Source organism: Caballeronia sp. LZ065 (assembly GCF_031450975.1).
Lineage (GTDB): Bacteria > Pseudomonadota > Gammaproteobacteria > Burkholderiales > Burkholderiaceae > Caballeronia.
Genome location: NZ_JARUXV010000003.1, coordinates 251,519 through 270,195, shown reverse-complemented (window position 1 = coordinate 270,195; position 18,677 = coordinate 251,519). Strand labels below are relative to the sequence as shown.

At 63.3% G+C, this 18,677-nt stretch carries 18 protein-coding genes and 1 pseudogene; 9 read left to right on the top strand and 10 right to left on the bottom strand.

The window, feature by feature from the left end:
- Positions 1 to 91: 91 nt before the first annotated feature.
- The 5 genes from benD to catA all read right to left on the bottom strand — a co-directional run bounded on the left by benD (position 92) and on the right by catA (position 4,815).
- A complete protein-coding gene (gene benD / locus QCE63_RS21545) occupies positions 92 to 868 on the bottom strand; it encodes a benzoate diol dehydrogenase BenD (RefSeq protein ID WP_309835865.1) in 777 nt (258 codons plus the stop codon).
- Positions 865 to 1,887 carry a benzoate 1,2-dioxygenase electron transfer component BenC gene (gene benC, locus QCE63_RS21540; protein ID WP_309835864.1) on the bottom strand — a complete coding sequence of 341 codons (1,023 nt, stop codon included), beginning with the start codon at positions 1,885 to 1,887 and terminating at the stop codon, positions 865 to 867. The genes benD and benC overlap by 4 nt, the downstream gene beginning before the upstream one ends.
- Positions 1,888 to 1,921: 34 nt before the next feature.
- Entirely contained in the window at positions 1,922 to 2,410 is a 489-nt protein-coding gene (benB, locus tag QCE63_RS21535; protein WP_309835863.1) for a benzoate 1,2-dioxygenase small subunit, read from the bottom strand.
- Positions 2,407 to 3,765, bottom strand: a complete 1,359-nt coding sequence (locus QCE63_RS21530) for a Rieske 2Fe-2S domain-containing protein (RefSeq protein WP_309835862.1) — start codon at positions 3,763 to 3,765, stop codon at positions 2,407 to 2,409. The genes benB and QCE63_RS21530 overlap by 4 nt, the downstream gene beginning before the upstream one ends.
- Positions 3,766 to 3,879: 114 nt before the next feature.
- A complete protein-coding gene (gene catA / locus QCE63_RS21525; protein WP_309835861.1) occupies positions 3,880 to 4,815 on the bottom strand; it encodes a catechol 1,2-dioxygenase in 936 nt (311 codons plus the stop codon).
- A 178-nt stretch (positions 4,816 to 4,993) separates the two neighbouring features.
- Here catA and QCE63_RS21520 point away from each other — a divergent pair, with 178 nt between their 5' ends.
- The 5 genes and pseudogenes from QCE63_RS21520 (at position 4,994) to QCE63_RS21500 (ending at position 9,626) form a co-directional block, all read left to right on the top strand.
- Positions 4,994 to 5,917, top strand: coding sequence for a LysR family transcriptional regulator (locus tag QCE63_RS21520; protein ID WP_309835860.1), 924 nt, complete (start codon positions 4,994 to 4,996; stop codon positions 5,915 to 5,917).
- Between the two features lie 104 nt (positions 5,918 to 6,021).
- Positions 6,022 to 7,149, top strand: a complete 1,128-nt coding sequence (locus tag QCE63_RS21515; RefSeq protein WP_309835859.1) for a muconate/chloromuconate family cycloisomerase — start codon at positions 6,022 to 6,024, stop codon at positions 7,147 to 7,149.
- 74 nt (positions 7,150 to 7,223) lie between these two features.
- Positions 7,224 to 7,502, top strand: a complete 279-nt coding sequence (catC, locus tag QCE63_RS21510; protein WP_309835858.1) for a muconolactone Delta-isomerase — start codon at positions 7,224 to 7,226, stop codon at positions 7,500 to 7,502.
- A gap of 177 nt (positions 7,503 to 7,679) precedes the next feature.
- A complete protein-coding gene (locus QCE63_RS21505) occupies positions 7,680 to 8,768 on the top strand; it encodes a hypothetical protein (RefSeq protein WP_309835857.1) in 1,089 nt (362 codons plus the stop codon).
- Positions 8,756 to 9,626 (top strand): annotated as a pseudogene (locus QCE63_RS21500) (hypothetical protein). The gene QCE63_RS21505 and the pseudogene QCE63_RS21500 overlap by 13 nt, the downstream one beginning before the upstream one ends.
- A 4-nt stretch (positions 9,627 to 9,630) precedes the next feature.
- On the opposite strand, the gene QCE63_RS21495 reads toward QCE63_RS21500, so the two are convergent.
- The 3 genes from QCE63_RS21495 to QCE63_RS21485 all read right to left on the bottom strand — a co-directional run bounded on the left by QCE63_RS21495 (position 9,631) and on the right by QCE63_RS21485 (position 13,137).
- Complete coding sequence (locus QCE63_RS21495) at positions 9,631 to 11,004, bottom strand: amino acid permease (protein ID WP_309835855.1); 1,374 nt, start codon at positions 11,002 to 11,004, stop codon at positions 9,631 to 9,633.
- Between the two features lie 305 nt (positions 11,005 to 11,309).
- Positions 11,310 to 11,588 carry an RNA chaperone Hfq gene (hfq, locus tag QCE63_RS21490; RefSeq protein ID WP_309835853.1) on the bottom strand — a complete coding sequence of 93 codons (279 nt, stop codon included), beginning with the start codon at positions 11,586 to 11,588 and terminating at the stop codon, positions 11,310 to 11,312.
- A gap of 151 nt (positions 11,589 to 11,739) precedes the next feature.
- Complete coding sequence (locus QCE63_RS21485) at positions 11,740 to 13,137, bottom strand: 3-deoxy-D-arabino-heptulosonate 7-phosphate synthase (RefSeq protein WP_309835851.1); 1,398 nt, start codon at positions 13,135 to 13,137, stop codon at positions 11,740 to 11,742.
- A gap of 80 nt (positions 13,138 to 13,217) precedes the next feature.
- Here QCE63_RS21485 and QCE63_RS21480 point away from each other — a divergent pair, with 80 nt between their 5' ends.
- Positions 13,218 to 13,691 carry an Lrp/AsnC family transcriptional regulator gene (locus tag QCE63_RS21480; RefSeq protein WP_309835850.1) on the top strand — a complete coding sequence of 158 codons (474 nt, stop codon included), beginning with the start codon at positions 13,218 to 13,220 and terminating at the stop codon, positions 13,689 to 13,691.
- Between the two features lie 479 nt (positions 13,692 to 14,170).
- The gene (locus QCE63_RS21475) at positions 14,171 to 14,485 is read left to right on the top strand and encodes a hypothetical protein (RefSeq protein ID WP_309835849.1); all 315 of its coding nucleotides are present in this window, start codon (positions 14,171 to 14,173) and stop codon (positions 14,483 to 14,485) included.
- Between the two features lie 12 nt (positions 14,486 to 14,497).
- On the opposite strand, the gene QCE63_RS21470 is transcribed toward QCE63_RS21475, so the two are convergent.
- Entirely contained in the window at positions 14,498 to 14,845 is a 348-nt protein-coding gene (locus tag QCE63_RS21470) for a hypothetical protein (RefSeq protein ID WP_309835847.1), read from the bottom strand.
- Between the two features lie 257 nt (positions 14,846 to 15,102).
- On the bottom strand, positions 15,103 to 15,549 hold the full coding sequence (locus QCE63_RS21460) for an SRPBCC family protein (protein WP_309835845.1): 447 nt from the start codon (positions 15,547 to 15,549) through the stop codon (positions 15,103 to 15,105).
- A 591-nt stretch (positions 15,550 to 16,140) separates the two neighbouring features.
- Between QCE63_RS21460 and QCE63_RS21455 the strand changes: the two genes are divergently transcribed.
- Together QCE63_RS21455 and QCE63_RS21450 are read left to right on the top strand one after the other, a co-directional pair.
- Positions 16,141 to 17,601 (top strand): glycosyl hydrolase, encoded by a 1,461-nt coding sequence (locus QCE63_RS21455; RefSeq protein WP_309835843.1) that lies wholly within the window; start codon positions 16,141 to 16,143, stop codon positions 17,599 to 17,601.
- A 239-nt stretch (positions 17,602 to 17,840) separates the two neighbouring features.
- Positions 17,841 to 18,674: an alpha/beta hydrolase gene (locus QCE63_RS21450; RefSeq protein WP_309835842.1), complete on the top strand. Its 834-nt coding sequence runs from the start codon at positions 17,841 to 17,843 to the stop codon at positions 18,672 to 18,674.
- Positions 18,675 to 18,677 lie beyond the last annotated feature (3 nt).

The window sequence follows — 18,677 nt, the reverse complement described above, 5'->3', positions numbered from 1 at the left end:
TCCAAGCGAAGCGACTGCGCGCTTAAGCCATTTTTTTAGTGTACTTGCAGTGCTTTTGCTTAAGCGGCTGCAACCTCGCCGTCCCACATGTTCAGCCGTTGTCGCCGCCCGCCACCGGCAGCACGGCCCCTGTGATATAGCTGGCTTCATCGGACGCGAGGAACAGGATCGGCGCGATCTGTTCGTCCAGCGTGCCGTATCGCTTGAAGAATGTCGATTCCCTGACCTGTTGCACCGCTTCGTTCATCCAGGTCTTTTCCTGCTCGCTATCGCCGGCGGCATTGCGCGGCACGCGACGCGGCGGCGCCTCGGTTCCGCCCGGCGCGGCGGCGACTACGCGGATGTTGCGTTCGCCATACTCCATCGCGAGCGCCTGGGTCATCGCATTGACGCCGCCCTTCGCCGCCGAATACGGTACGCGGCGAATACCGCGCGTGGCGTTCGACGACACGTTGACGATGACGCCGCCGCCGTTGTCGAGCAGATGCGGCAGGACCGAGTGGCAGGCATAAAGCGTCGGCATCAGCGAACGGCGGATCTCCGCGTCGATCTGCGCCGGTTCGAAGTCACCGAACGGACGCATGCGGATCGCGCCGCCCACCCCGTTAATCAGAATATCGATACGGCCGAATGCGCGCACCGCGAACGCCATCGCAGCGGCAGCGCCTTCGTAGGTTTCGAGATCCGCGACGAAGCCCGCGGTCTGCGCGCCCTGCGCCTCGGCCGCTACCTCGGCGACGAAATCCGCGCGATCGACGAACAGCACCCTCGCGCCCTCCGCCGCCGCGCGCAACGCCACCCCGCGCCCGATACCCTGCGCCGCACCGGTCACGACCATCACCTTGCCTTCGAAACGTGGCGCGCTCATGCGGTCACCGGCGCGGCGTTGGGCGTGAACTTCTCGTAGTGGAAGCTGTTCGGCTTCACGCCGTTGTCGTCGAAGTGCTTGCGCACGGCATCGACCATCGGCGGCGGACCGCACAGGTACACGTCCACGTCGCCGTCGTTGAGCGACTCGGCCGGCATGTGCTGCGTGACCCAGCCCTTGCGCGGATGCGCCGAAGCCGCGTCGGCTACCACGGTGCTGAACGTGAAGTTCGGCAGCTTCGCGGTGAAGGCTTCGATCGCTTCAACCTGCACCAGATCCAGATCGCGCGTCACGCCATAGATCAGATGCACCTTCTGCTGCGAGTCCGCACGCGCCAATACTTCGAGCATCGACAGGAACGGCGCCAACCCGGTGCCGCCCGCGAGGAACAACAGCGGCCGCTCCACCGCGCGCAAATAGAAGCTGCCGAGCGGCCCGGTGAGTTCGACCTTGTGGCCGGGCTGCGCCGATTCGAGCCAGGTGCTCATCACGCCGCCCGGAATCTTCTTGATGAGAAAGCTGATCTTCGTTTCACCCGGCGCCGACGAGAACGAATACGAACGATGCTGCCCGCTGCCGGGCACGTCGATGTTCACGTACTGGCCCGCGAGAAACACGGGCGCTGCGGCGTCCACGTCCAGTTCGAGCACCACGGCGGCGTCGTTGTGCGGCTCGATCTTGGTGACCGTCGCCGCGAACGTGCTCTGCCCGGTCTTGCAGGCCGTCGACGATGCCGGCACCGCAATCACGCAATCGCTCTCCGGAATCATCTGGCAGGTGAGCACGAGACCGCTGTCCTTTTCGTCTTCGGTGAGCGCGTCGTCGATGTACTCGTCGCCGAGATCGTAGCGGCCGCTTTCGGCGCGGCATTTGCAGGTGCCGCAGACGCCGTCGGAACAATCCATCGGCAGGTTGATGCGGGCGCGGAATGCGGCGTCGAGCACTTTCTCGCCCGCCTTGCATTCGACAAAGCGGGTCACGCCGTCCTCGAAATTCAGTGCAATGTTGAAGCTGGTCATGTTGCCTCCTGCGTGCTGTCTCTCATCGCGGCACTCAGACGTGATACACGTCGAGCACCTGGCGAATGGTGTCGTTCTTGAGCACGATCTTCTTTCTCGCGATCAAGAGAATGTCGTCGACCTTGCGGAACGTGACGAAGATCGTGCCGAAGAAATGGTCGGTGATCTTGTAACGGTGATTCAGCGTGTCGAAGTTATAGCGGACGTCCACTTCATTGCCGCGCGCCGCCAGCACTTCCACGTTGGTCACGTTATGGCTCGTGCGCGGCTCGGGCAGCGAGGCGCCGCTGCGTTCCGTCTTGATGCGGAACACGCGGTCTTCCAGTCCGCCCCGGTCGGGGTAGTACATCAGCGAGATCTGGCTTTCGTGATCGTGGGTGAGCTGGTCGTCGTCATCCCACGCGGGCATCCAGTAGTTCACGTCTTCCGCGTAGCAGCCGAGCCATTCGTCCCACTGGCGGTCATCGAGAAAGCGTGCCTCGCGATACAGCGCGGCACAGATGGTCGGGTAATCGAAGTTCATGCCGGCACCTCCGCTTGCTCTTTCTTCAGCGCGTCGCGCATCACCTCGACCCAGTACTCGTGCTGGCAGACGAACAGCCCTTCGTCTTCGCTGCGCTCGCCCGAGATGAGCGGCTTGAGGCCCATGTGCTTTGCGTTGTCGTCCGCGCCCTCGACCCACAGCGGCGCGCCGCGCGACAGGTCGTTCCACAGCGCCGTCGTGCCCGCGTAACCGGCCTGGCACGCGCGGAATTCCTCGAGGTCGTCGCTCGTGCCCATGCCGGTGACGTTGAAGAAGTCCTCGTACTGACGGATGCGCAGTGCACGCTGCTCCGCGCTCTCGCCCTTCGGCGCGAAACAGAAGATGCTGACCTCGGTCTTGTCGACGCCGAGCGGACGCACCACCCGGATCTGCGTGCTGAACTGGTCCATCAGGAACACGTTCGGATACAGGCACAGGTTGCGGGTCTGGTTGACGATGAAGTCCGCCTTCACTTCGCCGACCCGCGCCTTGAGCTCCTCGCGATGCTGATACACCGGCCGCACTTCCGGGTTCATCGTCTGGGTCCACAGCAGGATGTGGCCGTGCTCGAAGCCGTACACGCCCGCTACCGACTTGCTCCAGCTGTTGGCATCCACGGCCTTCGTGCCTTCGACTTTGCGGCGGCCCATCGTCGCGGCATAGTTCCAGTGCACGGTGCTGACGTGATAGCCGTCGCAGCCGTTTTCCATCTGCATCTTCCAGTTGCCGTCGTAGATGTAGGACGAGTTGCCGCGCAGCACTTCGAGCCCGTCCGGCGCCTGGTCGACAATCTGGTCGATGATCACGCGGGTTTCGCCGAGATAGTCTTCGAGCGGCATCGAATCCGGATTCAGGCTGCCGAACAGGAAGCCGCGATAGTTCTCGAAGCGCGGCACGCGACGCAAATCATGCGAGCCCTGCTTGTTGAACTGCACCGGATACTCGGTGGTCTTCTCGTCCTTCACCTTCAGCAGCTTGCCGGTATTCGAGAAGGTCCAGCCGTGGAACGGGCACGTGAAGCTGCCCTTGTTGCCGTGCTTGCGGCGGCAGAGCATCGCGCCCTTGTGGGCACAGGCGTTGATGACCGCATGCAGCTCGCCGGTCTTGTCGCGCGTCACGACCATCGGCTGCCGGCCGATCCACGTCGTGTAGTAATCGTTGTTGGCGGGAACCTGGCTTTCGTGCGCCAGATAAACCCAGTTGCTCTCGAAGATGTGCTTCATCTCGAGATCGAACAGGTCGGCGTTCGTGAAGATGTCGCGGCGGCAGCGGTACACACCGCTTTCCTTGTCGTCCTGAACGGCGGTTTGCAGCAGGTCGTCCAGTTGCCGGGCGCGGTCGTTGATGGCGGACATGAGTGCTCTCCCTATGCGGGCTTCGGCAAGCGAAGCCCGTGCATCGGTGAAGATTGATTCGGGGGTTTGAAGGCGGTCGCGCAGTTCGCGCGCCGCCGTGGCATGGCGAGGCGCTTAAGCTGCGACGATCACTCGCGGACGCTCCACCAGCTGGTTGTCCTTGCCCTGCACGAGCGCGGTCAGCTGGATGTCGAAGTCGATCTCGCGGTACGCATCGTCCTTGAGTCCGAGCGCGGCGCCGCCGCTCTTCTCGACGACATGCGGCACCAGTTCTTCGCGCGTCGCATAGGCGAAGTCGTCCCAGATCAGCGGATCGCCTTCGATGTTGATCTGCGTCGTCAGCTTGCGATGCTTGTCGCTGTAGACGAAGAAATGCACGTGCGCCGGACGGTTGCCATGACGCGCGAGCGCGTTGAGCAGTTGCTGCGTCGCGCCATGCGGCGGGCAGCCGTAGCCCACCGGCATCAGCGTGCGGAATTCGTAGACGCCGTCGGCGCCGGTCCGGACCGCGCCGCGCAGGTTGAAGTCGCTCTGCGCGCCGGTCGGGTCGAAGTGCGAATAGAAGCCGTGCGAGTTCGCGTGCCAGCATTCCACCACCGCGTTCGCCACCGGCTTGCCGTCCGGACCCGTCACCTTGCCGCGAATCACGAGCGGGCCGGCGTCGGCATCGGCGTCGAGATCGATCTTCGACACACCGTCACGCAGCGGCGCCCCGGCCACGTACAGCGGGCCTTCGATCGTGCGCGGCGTGCCGCCGTGGATATCGGCTTCGCGGTCCGCCGCATCCATGCGGATGTCGAGGAACTTCTCCAGGCCGAGGCCGGCGGCGAGCAAGGCCGCCTCGCCGTCCTGACCCAGCTTGTTGAAGTAAGTGACGCCGGCCCAGATTTCATCGGGCGTCATGTCGAGGTCGTCGATGGCCTTGAACAGGTCGCCCAGCAAGCGGTGCGTAATCAGCTTCGCGCGGGCATTGCCGTCCTGACCGCCGAGATTGGACGCGGCCTTCAACAGGTCCTGCACTTCCTTCGTATCGAACACGTTGACGTTCATGTCTACTCCTGTGTCTCGCTGTTTTTTCGTGGGGGTTAACCCCTGCTCCAGCGCCGAGACAGATATGCTCGGAAGGTATGATCGGGTGCTGAAACAGAGCGTGAAAGCAGAATAGTCGACGCCAGAACGCCCGGTCCAACACTGATTTAGTATTGGGCTATATCCTGGAGGTATCGAAATGGAATTGCGGCATCTTCGTTATTTCGTCGCCGTGGCCGAAGAGCGCAACTTCACGCGCGCGGCGCAGCGGCTGCATATCGCCCAGCCGCCGTTGAGCCGGCAGATTCAGCAACTCGAAGAAACGCTCGGCGTGCAGTTGTTCGAACGCGCGTCGCGTCCGCTCAAGCTGACCGAGACGGGCAAGTTCTTCTATTCCCACGCAGTGCAGTTGCTGGCGCAGACCTCCGAGCTGGAATCGATGACGCGGCGCGTGGGCAACATCGAACGCAGTCTTTCGGTCGGTTTCGTGGGTTCGACGCTGTACGGCATGCTGCCGAAGATCATCCGCCGCTTCCGCGACGAGAACGCCACCGTCGAACTGAGTCTTCACGAGATGTCGACGATGGACCAGATCCGCGCGCTGAAGGACGGGCGCATCGACGTCGGGTTCGGGCGGATCCGGCATGAAGACGCCAACATTCGCCGGGTGATCCTGCGCGAGGAAAAGATGATCGTCGCGCTGCCCGAGGGTCATCCGCTGTCGCTGGTCAAGCCGGTGCTCGCGCTGCGCGATCTCATCAACGAAACGCTCATCATCTTTCCGAAGGCTCCGCGTCCCAGTTACGCGGATCAGGTGCTGGCCGCGTTCCAGGATCGCGGGCTCGCGCCGCGCAAGACCTACGAAGTGCGCGAGTTGCAGATCGCGCTGGGCCTGGTCGCGGCGGGCGAAGGCATTTCCGTGGTGCCGAGCAGCGTCTATGGCCTCAAGCGCGACGACGTCAGCTACCAGGCACTCGACGATCCGACGCTCGTCTCGCCCATCATCATGAGCATGCGCGCGCTCGACGAGTCGCGCGACATCCGCGAGATGCTCGAACTCATCTACCGGCTGTACGAGGAGGAGCACGTCGCCTATACCCCGCGCACTGACCGGGGCACGTGACACGCTCATACCTCGAGGGTATGAGACTAGACGTCGATGGTCTTGGACAGGCGAATATCGGGCGCGCAATACTTCAGCAACCCTTCCTTCCCGACATTTCAGGTATGAACGCCCACATCACGTCCGTCTCAGCGATCCTGGTCGATCTCCCGACCATCCGCGCGCATCAGCTCGCCATGGCGACGATGCAGCAGCAAACCCTCGTCATCGTGCGCCTGCGTTCGAGCGACGGCATCGAAGGCCTCGGCGAGGCCACGACGATCGGTGGCCTGTCCTATGGCGACGAGAGTCCCGAAGGCATCAAGCTGACCATCGATACTTATCTGGCGCCTGCGCTCGTCGGTCAGGATGCGACCAACATCAACGCGGCGATGCTCCGGCTGAACAAGGTCGCGCGCGGCAACCGCTTCGCCAAGTGCGCGCTGGAAACCGCCTTGCTCGATGCGCAGGGCAAGCGCCTCGGCGTGCCGGTGAACGAGCTGCTCGGCGGCGCGGTGCGCAAGACGCTGCCGGTGCTCTGGACGCTCGCGAGCGGCGACACCGGGCGCGACATCGAGGAAGCCGAGATGCTGCTCGCCGAGCGCCGCCATCACACCTTCAAGCTGAAGATCGGCCGGCGCGGCGTGCGTGACGACGTGGCGCACGTGTCGAAGATCAAGGCGGCGCTCGGCGATCGCGCGAAGGTCACGGTGGATGTGAACCAGGCCTGGAACGAAACGGACGCGACGCTCGGCATCGAGGCGCTGCAGGCGGCGGGCATCGACCTGATCGAACAGCCGACGCCGCGCGAACAGCGCGACACGCTGGCGCGGCTCGCGGCGCGCTTCATCGTGCCCATCATGGCCGACGAAGCCGTGACCGGGCCGGAAGACGCACTCGAACTCGTGCGCAACGCCTGCGCCGACGTGTTCGCGCTGAAGATTGCGAAGTCGGGCGGCATCTACGGCATGCTGCGCACCGCCGCCATCGCGGACGCGGCCGGCGTCTCGCTGTACGGCGGCACGATGCTCGAAGGCAGCATCGGCTCGATTGCCTCGGCGCACGGCTTCAGCGCGCTGCCGCAGCTTGCGTGGGGCACCGAACTCTTTGGACCGCTGCTGCTGAAGGATGACATCGTGACCTTGCGCCCGCACTACCGCGACTTCGATCTCCATCTGCCGGAAGGGCCGGGTCTCGGCTTGCAGATCGACGAGGACAAGCTCGCGTTCTATCGCCGCGACAAGCGCGCCTGAGTACGGCTCCATCACGACGGCATCCGCGCACGGCTGGAACGGCGGGGATGTCTCCAACCCTCCGGAGGAACGACATGCTTTATCTGGTACGAATGGACGTGCATCTTCCACACGACATGCCCGTGGCTACGGCCGATTCAATCAAGGCGCGCGAGAAGGAATACTCGCAGGAACTGCAGCGCTCGGGAAAGTGGCAGCAACTGCACCGCGTGGTCGGCGAGTATGCGAACTACAGTGTCTTCGACGTCGACTCGCACGACGAACTGCACACCCTTCTTTCGGCGCTGCCGCTGTTTCCGTATATGACGGTCAAGGTGACCGCGCTCGCGAAACATCCTTCGTCGATTCATTGAGTGCGAGCGGGCCGCCATGGGACTGGCCCGTGCACCGCGATTGAAAAGGGACGCCTGTTCAGCAATTTCAGTAAATTGGCGGGTTTCAGCAAATGTTGAAACCGCCTGAAACGGTGAAAACCGGATGGATTTCAGTGAATATGATGCTTTCCACGAATGCTGAAACCGGGCATTTTGATGAAAGTACCCTTTCCAACCCAGGAATTCGATCCCAGTCTGCTGCGAGCCGAAGAGGCCTTGCGGGAGATGCTCGCGCATGTCCCGGCTCTCAGGATTGAAAGCATCAACGACGTTTCCGCGCTGGACGACTGGAAACCGAACCTGGTCGTCCGGATCACGGTGAAGGACCAGACGCACTTGCTCATTTGCGTCCTCAAGCCGAGCGGGCAACCGCGCTATGCCCGCGGCGCGCTGCTGGAGTTGCGCCGTCATGTTGCGCGCCATCCGCCCGGCGCCACACCGGTCTTCATCGCCCCCTATATCTCGCCCGCAGTCAGGCAGCTGTGCAGCGAGGAACACGCGAGCTATCTCGACCTGCAGGGCAACACCCGGATAGCGTTTGACGGCGTGTTCATCGAACGCATCGTGGCGGACAAACCGCAGGCGGAACAACGCGAACTCAAGTCGCTGTTCAGGCCGAAATCCGCGCAAGTGTTGCGGGCCATGTTGCGCGAGCCCGGCCGTGCGTGGCGCGTCAGCGAATTGGCTGACATGTCGGGCGTCAGCCTCGGGCATGTCAGCAACGTCCGCAACGGTTTGCTGGATCGCGAATGGGCGCGGACCTCGGATGACGGACTCGTGCTCTGTGCGCCGGCCGCGCTGCTGGACGCATGGCGCGACAGCTATACCGCGCCGGCAGGCGAACAGCTGCGCTTCTACACGCCACTGCACGGCAGCGCGCTCGAAGACGCGGCCCGCGACGCGCTCCGCGCCCCGGACGCTTCCGGGCATGCGGCCTTCGCGTCGTTTTCGGCGGCGCAGTGGCTGGCGCCCTACGGCCGCACCGGCACCCACTATTTCTACGCCGATGAAACCGGCCTGCGCACGCTGCAAACCGCGCTCAAGCTGGCGCCGGCTGCAGCGGGCGAGAACGTGAGCATCCTCGTGCCGAAGGACCCGGCGCTGCTGGCCGACACCATCGAGCCCGCCCTGGGCGCAGTCTGCACCAGTCCGGTCCAGACCTGGCTCGACCTCAGCATCGCCGGCGAACGCGGCGTGGAAGCCGCCGACCACCTGCGCCAGGAAAAGCTGCCATGGTCCCGATGACACCTCCGCACGAACCGCAATCGGCCGCCGACTAAGACGACCGCACCACCGCCGCCGTCAAGTCCGTGCTGGTCGAAATGGGTCAGATCCTCGGCAGCTTCAAGGGCAAGTTCGCCATCATCGGCGGCGCGGTGCCTTGGCTGCTGCTGGCCAACGAGGACTGCCGCACGTCGGCACGCTCGATGTGGACGTCGGGCTCGATGCGCAAGCGCTCGGCGACGGCGAGTACGCCACGCTTGTCGGCACGCTGCAAGGCCACGGCTACACCCAGCGCGCCGGACTGCGGCGCTTCCATCTGGTGCGGCAGGTTGCGGTGCGCGACGGCGGCGAAGCGATCAACGTCATCGTCGATTTTTTGATGCCGCGCGACGCCGAGATCGTCAAGAACGTGCCGCCGCTGATCAGCGACTTCGCCGTGCAACGCGCGGACGGCGCCGACCTCGCCCTGCGCTTCTATCAACGGGTGGCCGTGGCGGGACCGATGCCGAACGGCGGCACGAACCGCGCGGAGATCGCCGTATGTTCGATCCCGGCGTTGCTGGCCATGAAAGGCCACGCGCTCGCGGGCCGCTACAAGCAGAAGGATGCGTACGACATCTACTATCGCGTGCGCAACTACCCCGGCGGCATCGGACGCTGGCGGCCGAGTGCCGGCCGCCGCTGGAGCATGCGAGCGGCGCGCGGGGCTTCGGTCACATCGCCGACAAATTCGCTTCCTTCAATGCGCACGGCCCCACCTGCGTGAGGCACTTCGTCGAAGATACGCAAGCGCTGGGCGATCGCACGCCCGACCAGTGGCAGCAAGACGCGTTCGGGCAGATCGACGCGCTGTTGCGCGCCATGGGACTGCGCGAATGAATCTTCACCGCGACACCGCCAACCCCGCCCGCGCCCGCCGGTTGCGCACGAGATACCCCACGCCGAGCGCCGCGAGCCACACCGGAATCAGATAAACCGACATACGCAGGTCGGGAATCATGCACATCACCACGAGAATGCCGGCGAGGAACGCGAGACACAGATAATTGGTCAGCGGATAGCCGAAGCTGCGGAACGTGGTCGTTTCGCCGGCGAGCGCCTTCGCGCGACGGAACCGCAGATGAATCAGGCTGATCATCGCCCAGTTGATGATCAGCGCGGACACCACGAGGCCCATCAGCAGCTGGAATGCCTTGCCCGGCATCAGGTAGTTGATCAGCACGCAGACGGCCGTCGCGAGCGCCGAAACGCCCAGCGCGGCAAGCGGAATGCCACGCGCGTTGACCCGCAGCAGCGCGCGCGGCGCATTGCCCTGCTGCGCGAGGCCGTAGAGCATGCGGCTGTTGCAGTACACGCCGCTGTTGTAGACCGACAGCGCCGCCGTCAGCACGACTGCGTTGAGCACGTGCGCGACGAGATTGCTGTTCATTGCGTGGAAGATCAGCACGAACGGGCTGCCGCCGGTCACCACTTTCTGCCACGGATACAGCGACAGCAGCACGGCGAGCGCGCCCACGTAGAAAATGAGAATGCGGTAGATGACCTGGTTGGTCGCGCGCGGAATGGTGCGGGACGGATCGTCCGCTTCCGCCGCCGTGATGCCCACCAGCTCCAGTCCGCCGAACGAGAACATGATGACGGCCATGGCCATCACGAGCCCCGAGACGCCGTTCGGGAAAAAGCCGCCGTGGCGCCACAGGTTCGACACGCCGGCCTCCGGTCCCGCGCTGCCGGACAACAGCAGATAGCCGCCGAAGCCGATCATGCCGACAATCGCGACCACCTTCACGATCGCGAACCAGAACTCCAGTTCACCGTACGACTTCACGCTCGTGAGGTTGATGGCGTTGATCACGCAGAAGCAGACGAGCGCCGAGATCCACGTGGGCATGCCCGGCCACCAGTACTGGACGTAGATGCCGACGGCCGAAAGCTCGGCCATCGACACGAGAATGTAGAGCACCCAGTAATTCCAGCCTGACAGGAATCCCGCATACTGGCCGCAGTACTTGTCGGCGAAATGGCTGAACGAGCCCGCGACGGGTTCCTCGACCACCATTTCGCCCAGCTGGCGCATGATGAAAAACGCCACGACGCCGGCGATGGCGTAGCCGAGCAGCACCGAAGGCCCGGCCGTTTGAATGGTTTGCGCGATACCGAGAAACAATCCGGTGCCGATCGCCCCGCCGAGCGCGATCAACTGAATATGACGATTCTTCAGGCCGCGTTTGAGCGTGCCGTCTTCTTGCAATGCCAAGTGCCCTCTCCCTCGTTATGCGGTTGAACCTGACGCGGCGCCAGCGAAGCACGCGCCGCCCATTTCAGGGGAATCAGTGTAGATTTCCTGCCGCACAATATGATTTCCTAACGGACGCAGACAAACCCTGATTCAGCGATCAGAATTTCATCGGCGGCCCGCTTCGAGAAAGGAAATTGTATCGCGCCGGATCCGGCGCGAGATCGAGCACTGGAACGCGCGTTCGGGCGAGCCCCGGCGATCGGGGCTCGCGACGCTGTCAGCGCAACGGGAAGGGAAGAAAAGGAAAGAAGCAGCCGCGCCGCTCAGCGGGCCGGCCCGTGCGGACGGCGCTCGGGGCGATCCGTACGATCCGGGCGATCCGTGCGATGCGGACGGTCGTGATCTTCGCTAATCGTGGAAATGGCGTGCTTGTAGATGGACTGCGCGCCGGCTGTCGAGCTGAGATAGACCATGTAAGGATCGAACGACTGGATGTGGCCCGTCAGCTTGATCCCATTGACAAGAAAAATAGCAACGCGCTTGCGCTCTTTGCGCAACGCGTTCAGGAAATCATTTTGCGGATTTGTAACAGCTTCTGACATGGCAAGCTCGATCGGTAATTAAACAGGAATGGCCTGGCTGGCGCCCACGTGACGCACATAGAGCCCAGCAGTCCACATGCCTTTGGTTGGTGCGTATCGGGTGGCCGGTTCATCGGCAACACGGACATTATCGCCGCCCGGCGCGCCGCAATCAGCGGCTGTCGGCCGCATCGCCCGCTACGGCGAGCAGATCATGCGGATGAACCATCAACTCCCGGACCTGACGCAGCATCGGGTACTGATTCAGCACGGTAGCCCAGCGGGGCGAGGACAGCAACTCCTTCCATACAGGTTCCAGTTCGACGGGTTCCGCCAGGAAGCCTTGATCCAGCCGCGCGGCAAAGTTCAGACTGGCGGGAGCGGTCAGGAGTTGCATGCGGGCCGCCGCATTCAGCAGGCGCATGGCGGACTCCGCGGGCGCATCGCAACAATACAGGATTGAACGCCGCAATGCGGTTTCGTCGGTCCGCAACGCGGCCAGCGAGGTGCCGCGCAGGCGCACTTCGCCCTCCCGCGTACCAAAGGCGTACTCGACGTCCGCTTCAGCGCACGCGAGCAGTCTCACGCCGCGCAGCAGCCGCGGGAAGTCGGTGGCGACGGCATCGACGGAGGATTTTGCCTCCACCAGCAGGCACACGTCCCAGGCCGCAGCCGCCGCGCCCGGACACGCGCGCCGCAACAGCACGGCATCCCACTCGCTCTTGGCGCGCGCCGCACTGCCGGGAATCGTGGCCGGCACGCGCAGGGAGGTCACGATGCGATACTCCGCCCGCCCTGCGTCCAGATGGTCGAGCCGCCGTGCCAGCGCGCCCAGGGCCTCCGCCGCCAAGGCCTCCACGCTCGCCCCGCGCGCTCGCGATTGCGCGCCGCGCTCGATCGCCTGGGCACTGCCCGGCGACGGTCCCTGGCGGTCCGACAACGCGCGGTAGCGGCGCACCCGCTCATCCTGCTCCAGCGCGTCGAGACGGTCGAGCCGTTCGAGCGACGCACTGTGCTGGAGACGCGCCAGCGCCTCGCGCAAGGAAGCATCGGCGGCGACGTCGGGAAGCGCCAGCAACGCCTGCACGGCATCGCGCACGTCGGCCGGAAGCGCGCCGGAAGCCACCGCGTGCAAATGTGCCAGCAAGCCTCGCCGGACACTCGCCGGCGCACGGTCCAGCTTCGCCGGATGCGCGATCGCCGCCACGTCCGTGCGGATGCGCCGGCGATCCTCAGCGGCATGCGCCAAGAGCGAAGCGTATTCGCCCACCCATGCCGTTCGATGGCGCAGCACCATGGCCTGGAATGCGGCGTCGCCGGAATCGGGATGCATGGCATCGTGAATCAGGTGCGCGAGCGTATGCAGGAAACGGAGACGGCAAGCGGCGTCGGGCGCCTCGCCGCATGCGCTAGCCGCGCGTGCCTGTTCGATGACAAGGGCGAGCGTCGTCGCGGGGTGCGCCGCGTCGCGCGGCCACGACGTCGCGCCGATCTCCGTCAGCCGATAGCGCCGGACGATTCCATCCAGCAGCGCATCGAGCCGTATGCGCTCGGTGTCGGGCAGGGACACGCTATGATGTCGCATTCGCCGCGTTGAGTCCGGCCTTTGTGCTTGCGGGTTTCATCGTTTGCTCCACAGGAGAAATAAAATTGCAGACCAGCGAAATCGATCGCATCGACCTGCGCCTGCTCGCCATGCTTCAGTTGCGCGGACGCATTTCCAATCTCGAACTGGCCGAAGCCATCAGTCTCTCACCCGCGCAGACACTCAGGCGGCATCGACGCCTGGAGGAACTGGGCGTCATCAAGGGCTATGAAACGCGTCTGGATGCGCAAGTGCTTGGTTTCGGCGTGGTGGCATTCATTCAGGTGACGATGGAGCGCGGCCACGTGCGCGACCTGGCCAAGTTCAAAGGCGTGGTCAGCCGTTTGGCCGAGATCCAGGAATGCTTCGCCGTGGCCGGCGACGTGGACTACATGCTGAAGGTGATCGCGCGCGATCTCAAGGGGCTGTCGGAATTCCTGCTCGATACGTTGATGCGCATTCCCGGCGTCAGCGGCGTCAAGTCCAGCGTCTGTCTCGACGAGCTCAAGTGCGTCAGTGCGGTGCCGCTCGAGTCGTGAGCGCACAGGCATCGGCCACGACGCTGTCCGTAGCCTTCACGCCGAGCTTGTCCACGCCTCCGACCCATTAGACGAGCGCGCGGCGACAGGCTTCATCGAGCTGGGAGAATGGCTCGCAGCGCATCTTCATCGGCGCGACTGGCTCGCCGTCCGCAAACACCGATTGAACAGCGAGGGCACACGTCAGGGTCATCGGAACATCGGATGGCTTCATGGCTTTCCTTGCAACAGAGGTTGTTGTGTTGAACACGCTTCCTCAAGCACTTCAGGCCTGCATGGTCATAGTAGGAAAGCAGAATGGGCCTCGACTGGTTTAATGCGGTGAGCGGAAACGAAACATGCGTTCGGCGCCGCTGCACGATGTCGCACAGGCTGCATGACGGTCCCGCATTGCCCTCATTCCCGGCTCATTCATGACGCCGAGAATGACCCTCAACCGATGCGCACTCAAGCCGCACCGCGTTCTGAGGAGAACCATCATGAAGAAGATCGGTTATGTTGTCGCCGCCACGGTGCTGAGCCTTGGATGCATCAGCGCGGCTCAGGCGCATGTCTTCGTCGGGATGAGTGTCGGCATGCCGATGATGCCAGTCGCGCCCGTCTTGATGGCTCCGCCTGTCGTGCCCGTGGCGCCCTTCGCCCCGGCTCCCGCCTATTACGCGCCGCCGCCCGCCTATTACGCACCGCCGCCCGTGTATGCGCCGCCGCCCGTGTATGCGCCGCCTGTCGCGGTCGGGTACTGGGGACATCCCGGCTGGTGGGGGCCGCGCTACGCCGTCGGCTACTGGAGATGAACGCCGGATCCACTAGCGCGGCGCGGGCTCGTCCTCGATGGCGCTCGCGAGAAGCAAGCGCAATTGCCCGGCAGATAACCCACGGCATGGCGTCATCGGATTCATGCCGAGCTCGATGGCGGCCGACCCGTTTCGGGCAAGCCAGTCGTGCACTTGATGAGCAAACTCCGTGACGTCCCGCGGGCCGAGCACGGCGACGAGTAAGGTCGCCGTGCGCGACGGCTCGCGTGATTCAACGCTTCCCTCGACCACGACATGATCGACCGAACGCTCGAGTCGGTGCAGGAGATCAGCCGTGATCGAGGCGGCCGCGGCTTCTTCATCCACGTACAGCGTCAGGACGATCCGGTTCGTTTGCATGGCAGCTGTTTCTCGTCGTGCGACAGGCGGGCAAGCCCACGTCCGTCAGAATCGATCTTGCTCTCTTCACGCATCGTAACCCGCTACGCCCTCGAATTAAAAACTGCCGCGCGCGACATGCAACTCTTTCTTCACTGGATCGCCTTCTTCCCGGTAATGGCGTGAGGTATCGATACGGCGGCTTGCGCGCGGCCGTGCTGACGCACTTCGGGCTCAATGCCGCGCACTTCTTTCTCTTCACCTGTCCGATGCGCTCATCACTCCGGAATCTGCGGCTCGACCAGTCTCGCCAATTGCAGCAGCGATTCCTGCCAGCCGAGATAGCACATCTCCGCCGGAATGACTTCCGGAATGCCCTCTTGCACGACACTCAATTCGGTCCCGCAGGACACCGCACGCAAGGACACCGTGACGCGCATTTCGCCGGGCAGGTTGGGATCGTCGAAACGGTCGGTGTAGCAGAGCTTTTCGCTCGGAACCAACTCAAGATACTCGCCGCCGAATGAATGCCCGTTGCTCGTGCCGAATTGATGAAACGACATCTTGTGCGTCCCGCCGACGCGCGCATCCAGGTGATGAACGCGGCAGGTGAAGCCATAGGGCGGAAGCCATTTCGCGATGGCATCGGGTTCGAGGAACGCGCGATAGACGCGCTCAGGCGGCGTACGCAAGACGCGGTGCAGGTGGACAGTTCCGGTGGCCATGGGAGATTCCTTTTCGCAGGACGGGTTGGAGATACAACGACGACGATTCAGCGAAGCGCAAATCGACAGATGGCAGCTTATTGGGTTTGCGCGATAACCCGGCTAAAGAAGCGCTAGCTGTCGTCAAACTTTCACAAACATGTTTCCTGAACGATACAAAACCGTGATTTGCCAGAATTACCGCACTGGTTCATCCTGTTTTGTAGAACAAATATAAAAGATATCGGGGACGAGTCAAAAGCCATATTGCAAGCCCCTGTACGGCATCCAATTACATTTGTATTATGGAATGACATGCAATTATTTCGCATCGTCCATGTTCGTTACAAGAAGTTACTTCTCACGTCATACGCATCTTGATTCAGCTGTGTAACATTTCTTCAAGTCGCCAACAAACCGACGAAAGCGCGCCTCGCATCGCTTTTCTCTCGCGAGCGCCCTAGCCCGATCGCCACTTTTCCGACTGCTTCGAATGGCCATTCGAAAGCGGTGGGGACGTTTTTTTCCGGCGATTCCAATCAACGATTTCCGGATCTAAAAGAAATGAAAAATCTCCGTACGAGCGCATATGCGTACTGTTTAGGTGCCCTCATGTTGTCAGCCTGCGGTGGCGGGAGTGACAACGGCGGCCCGTCGAGCGTTGCCAACAGCGCTGATCCCGCCACGGTCATCGATATCAACCGGCATCCCGCTTCCGTGAGCGGCACGACCATTCCGCCCGCCACATCGCTCAACGACTCCAGCGGCGCCGTGTGGACCGTGAAAAGCGGTGTCATCTATCGCGCGAATGTGAAAGCCGGCTTCTCGAAGGACGTGATCTCGCTGCTCTGGTACGCAGGCAAGATCTATCAGCAGAACGTGAACAAGCTGTGGTGGGTCTGGCAGAACAACACCTGGGTCGTTTCGGCCGACCCGCGTCCGGCCACTTCCAGCGGCTCCTCGACCTCGACCGGTTCGACCTCAGGCTCGACCTCCGGTAGCACGACAGGCGCAGCATCCGGCTCGACAGCAGCCTCTTCGCCGGCATCGACTTCGACGGGCGCATCAGCGCCGTCGGGTGCATCGTCCACGAGCGCGGCGTCCACGGGCACGTCCACGTCTGGCGCGCCGGGCATGCCCTTCTTCGGCGTCAACGAGCATTACGCCTACGGCGGCGTCTATTCGCAGACTCCGCTGAGCACCCAGGCAGCCACGATGGTCGACCTCGGTCTCACCGGCATTCGTCAGGACGTGCACGGCTACGATCAGATCGACACGCTTGCGGAAAAAGTGATCCCCGGTCTGGGTTCGAGTGTCACGGTGATGCCGCTGATCGATGCCTACCCCTGGGACGATCCGACCTTGAACGGCAAGACGCCGACCGAATCGAGCGCCTACACCTACGCCTATAACATGGCGGCCTACGCTGCGACCAAGCTCAAGGGCGTGCCGGTGGTGGAGTTCGGCAACGAATACGATCTCGACGTTCACAACAAGCGTATTGCCAACGACGGCGTCAATGTCTCCGACTACGACAACAGCACCTGGCCGATCTGGCGCGGCGCGCTGCGTGGTTATTACGACGGCTGGCGTTCGGTGGATACGGCGGGCCAGACGAAGGTCATCTCGACGGCATCGGCGGGCTTCCTTTATCTCGGCTGGTACAAGGGCATGTTGACGGGCGTGCAGCCGGATGGTTCGACCGGACACCCGAAGGTGAAGACCGACATCATCCAGTTGCACTGGTATTCGGACGGTCTCGATCCGCAGAACACCTGGGGCAAGGACGGCACCAACTACAACGTGCTGAAGATCCTTCACGACGCCTATAACCTGCCGATCATGTTCACGGAAATCGGCGTGAACTTCGACTTCACGACGCAGCAGGCGCAGGCCTACATCACGAAGACGATTCCGGAACTGTACGCGGCGCGTAACACGTATGGCGTCGTGGGCTTCCAGTGGTACGAGCTTTATGACGATCCCACCGGCGACTACGGCATCCTCACCAACAGCGGCCAGAAGAAGGCGATCTACGCGACCATGAAGGCGGCAGTGCAAGCTTCGCACTAAGCTTCGGCTTGATGTGAGCAGAGTCCCGGCGCACGGCACAAAGCCGTCCACCGGGACTTGTCGTTTCTGCCACGACGCCCACCGTTCGGTGTGGTACCGAACACAGCACGCGTATCGAGCGCTTCGATCCTCTTGCCGATCCGGACAAATGGTGTGAGCGATGTCTTGCGCACGTACAGCGTTGCGCGAGACATCGTTTAATCACGGCTGGTTCGGAACCATTGCGGGTCGACAGCACCATGCGTGTCATCACCAGACGACGATTCATCTCCGTGGCATTGGCCGCCTGTGCGGTCGGCGTCATCGCGCCGCGTGCGCGCGAACATGACGAAGGGGGCGGCATCCCTTATGGCAACGCGCGCCGCCAGCGGCTCGATTTATACGCCCCGGCCGCCGATGCCGGTTCAAAGCAGCCAATCGTCGTGTACTTCTATGGCGGCGCGTGGCAGAGCGGCCATCGCTCGGACTCGCATGGCGTGGCGCAGGCGCTTGCCGCACAGGGCATCGTGACCATCGCGGCGGACTATCGCCTGTATCCGGACACGGTGTTCCCAAGCTTCCTCGACGACCCTGCCACTGCCGTGCGCTGGGCATACGATCACGCGCATGAATTCGGCGGCGATCCGCAGCGCCTGTTCGTGATGGGACATTCGTCCGGTGCGCACATGGCGTCGATGCTCGCGACCGATCCGCGCTATCTGGCGGCGCACGGCCTGTCTAACCGGACGCTTGCCGGCATGATCGGGCTGGCGGGACCGTACGCCGTCATTCCGACGACGGACCCGCACATGGACGAAATCTTCCCTGCCGCGCTGCGTTCGCAGGCGCTTCCGCTGGCTTTCGTCGACGGCAACGAGCCGCCTGTGTTCCTGGCCGCCGGCACCGATGACAAGGACGTCGATCCGCGCAACAGCGACCGCTTTGCCGAGGTCCTGCGCGCGCATCACGACAGGGTGGAGTTGAAGAAGTACCCGGGGCTCGGACACGTGACGATCGTCGAGTCATTCTCGGCCAAGCCGGGCAAGCCCTCTCCGGTGCTGGCCGATGTCGTCGAGTTTATCGCCGCGCATTAGCAC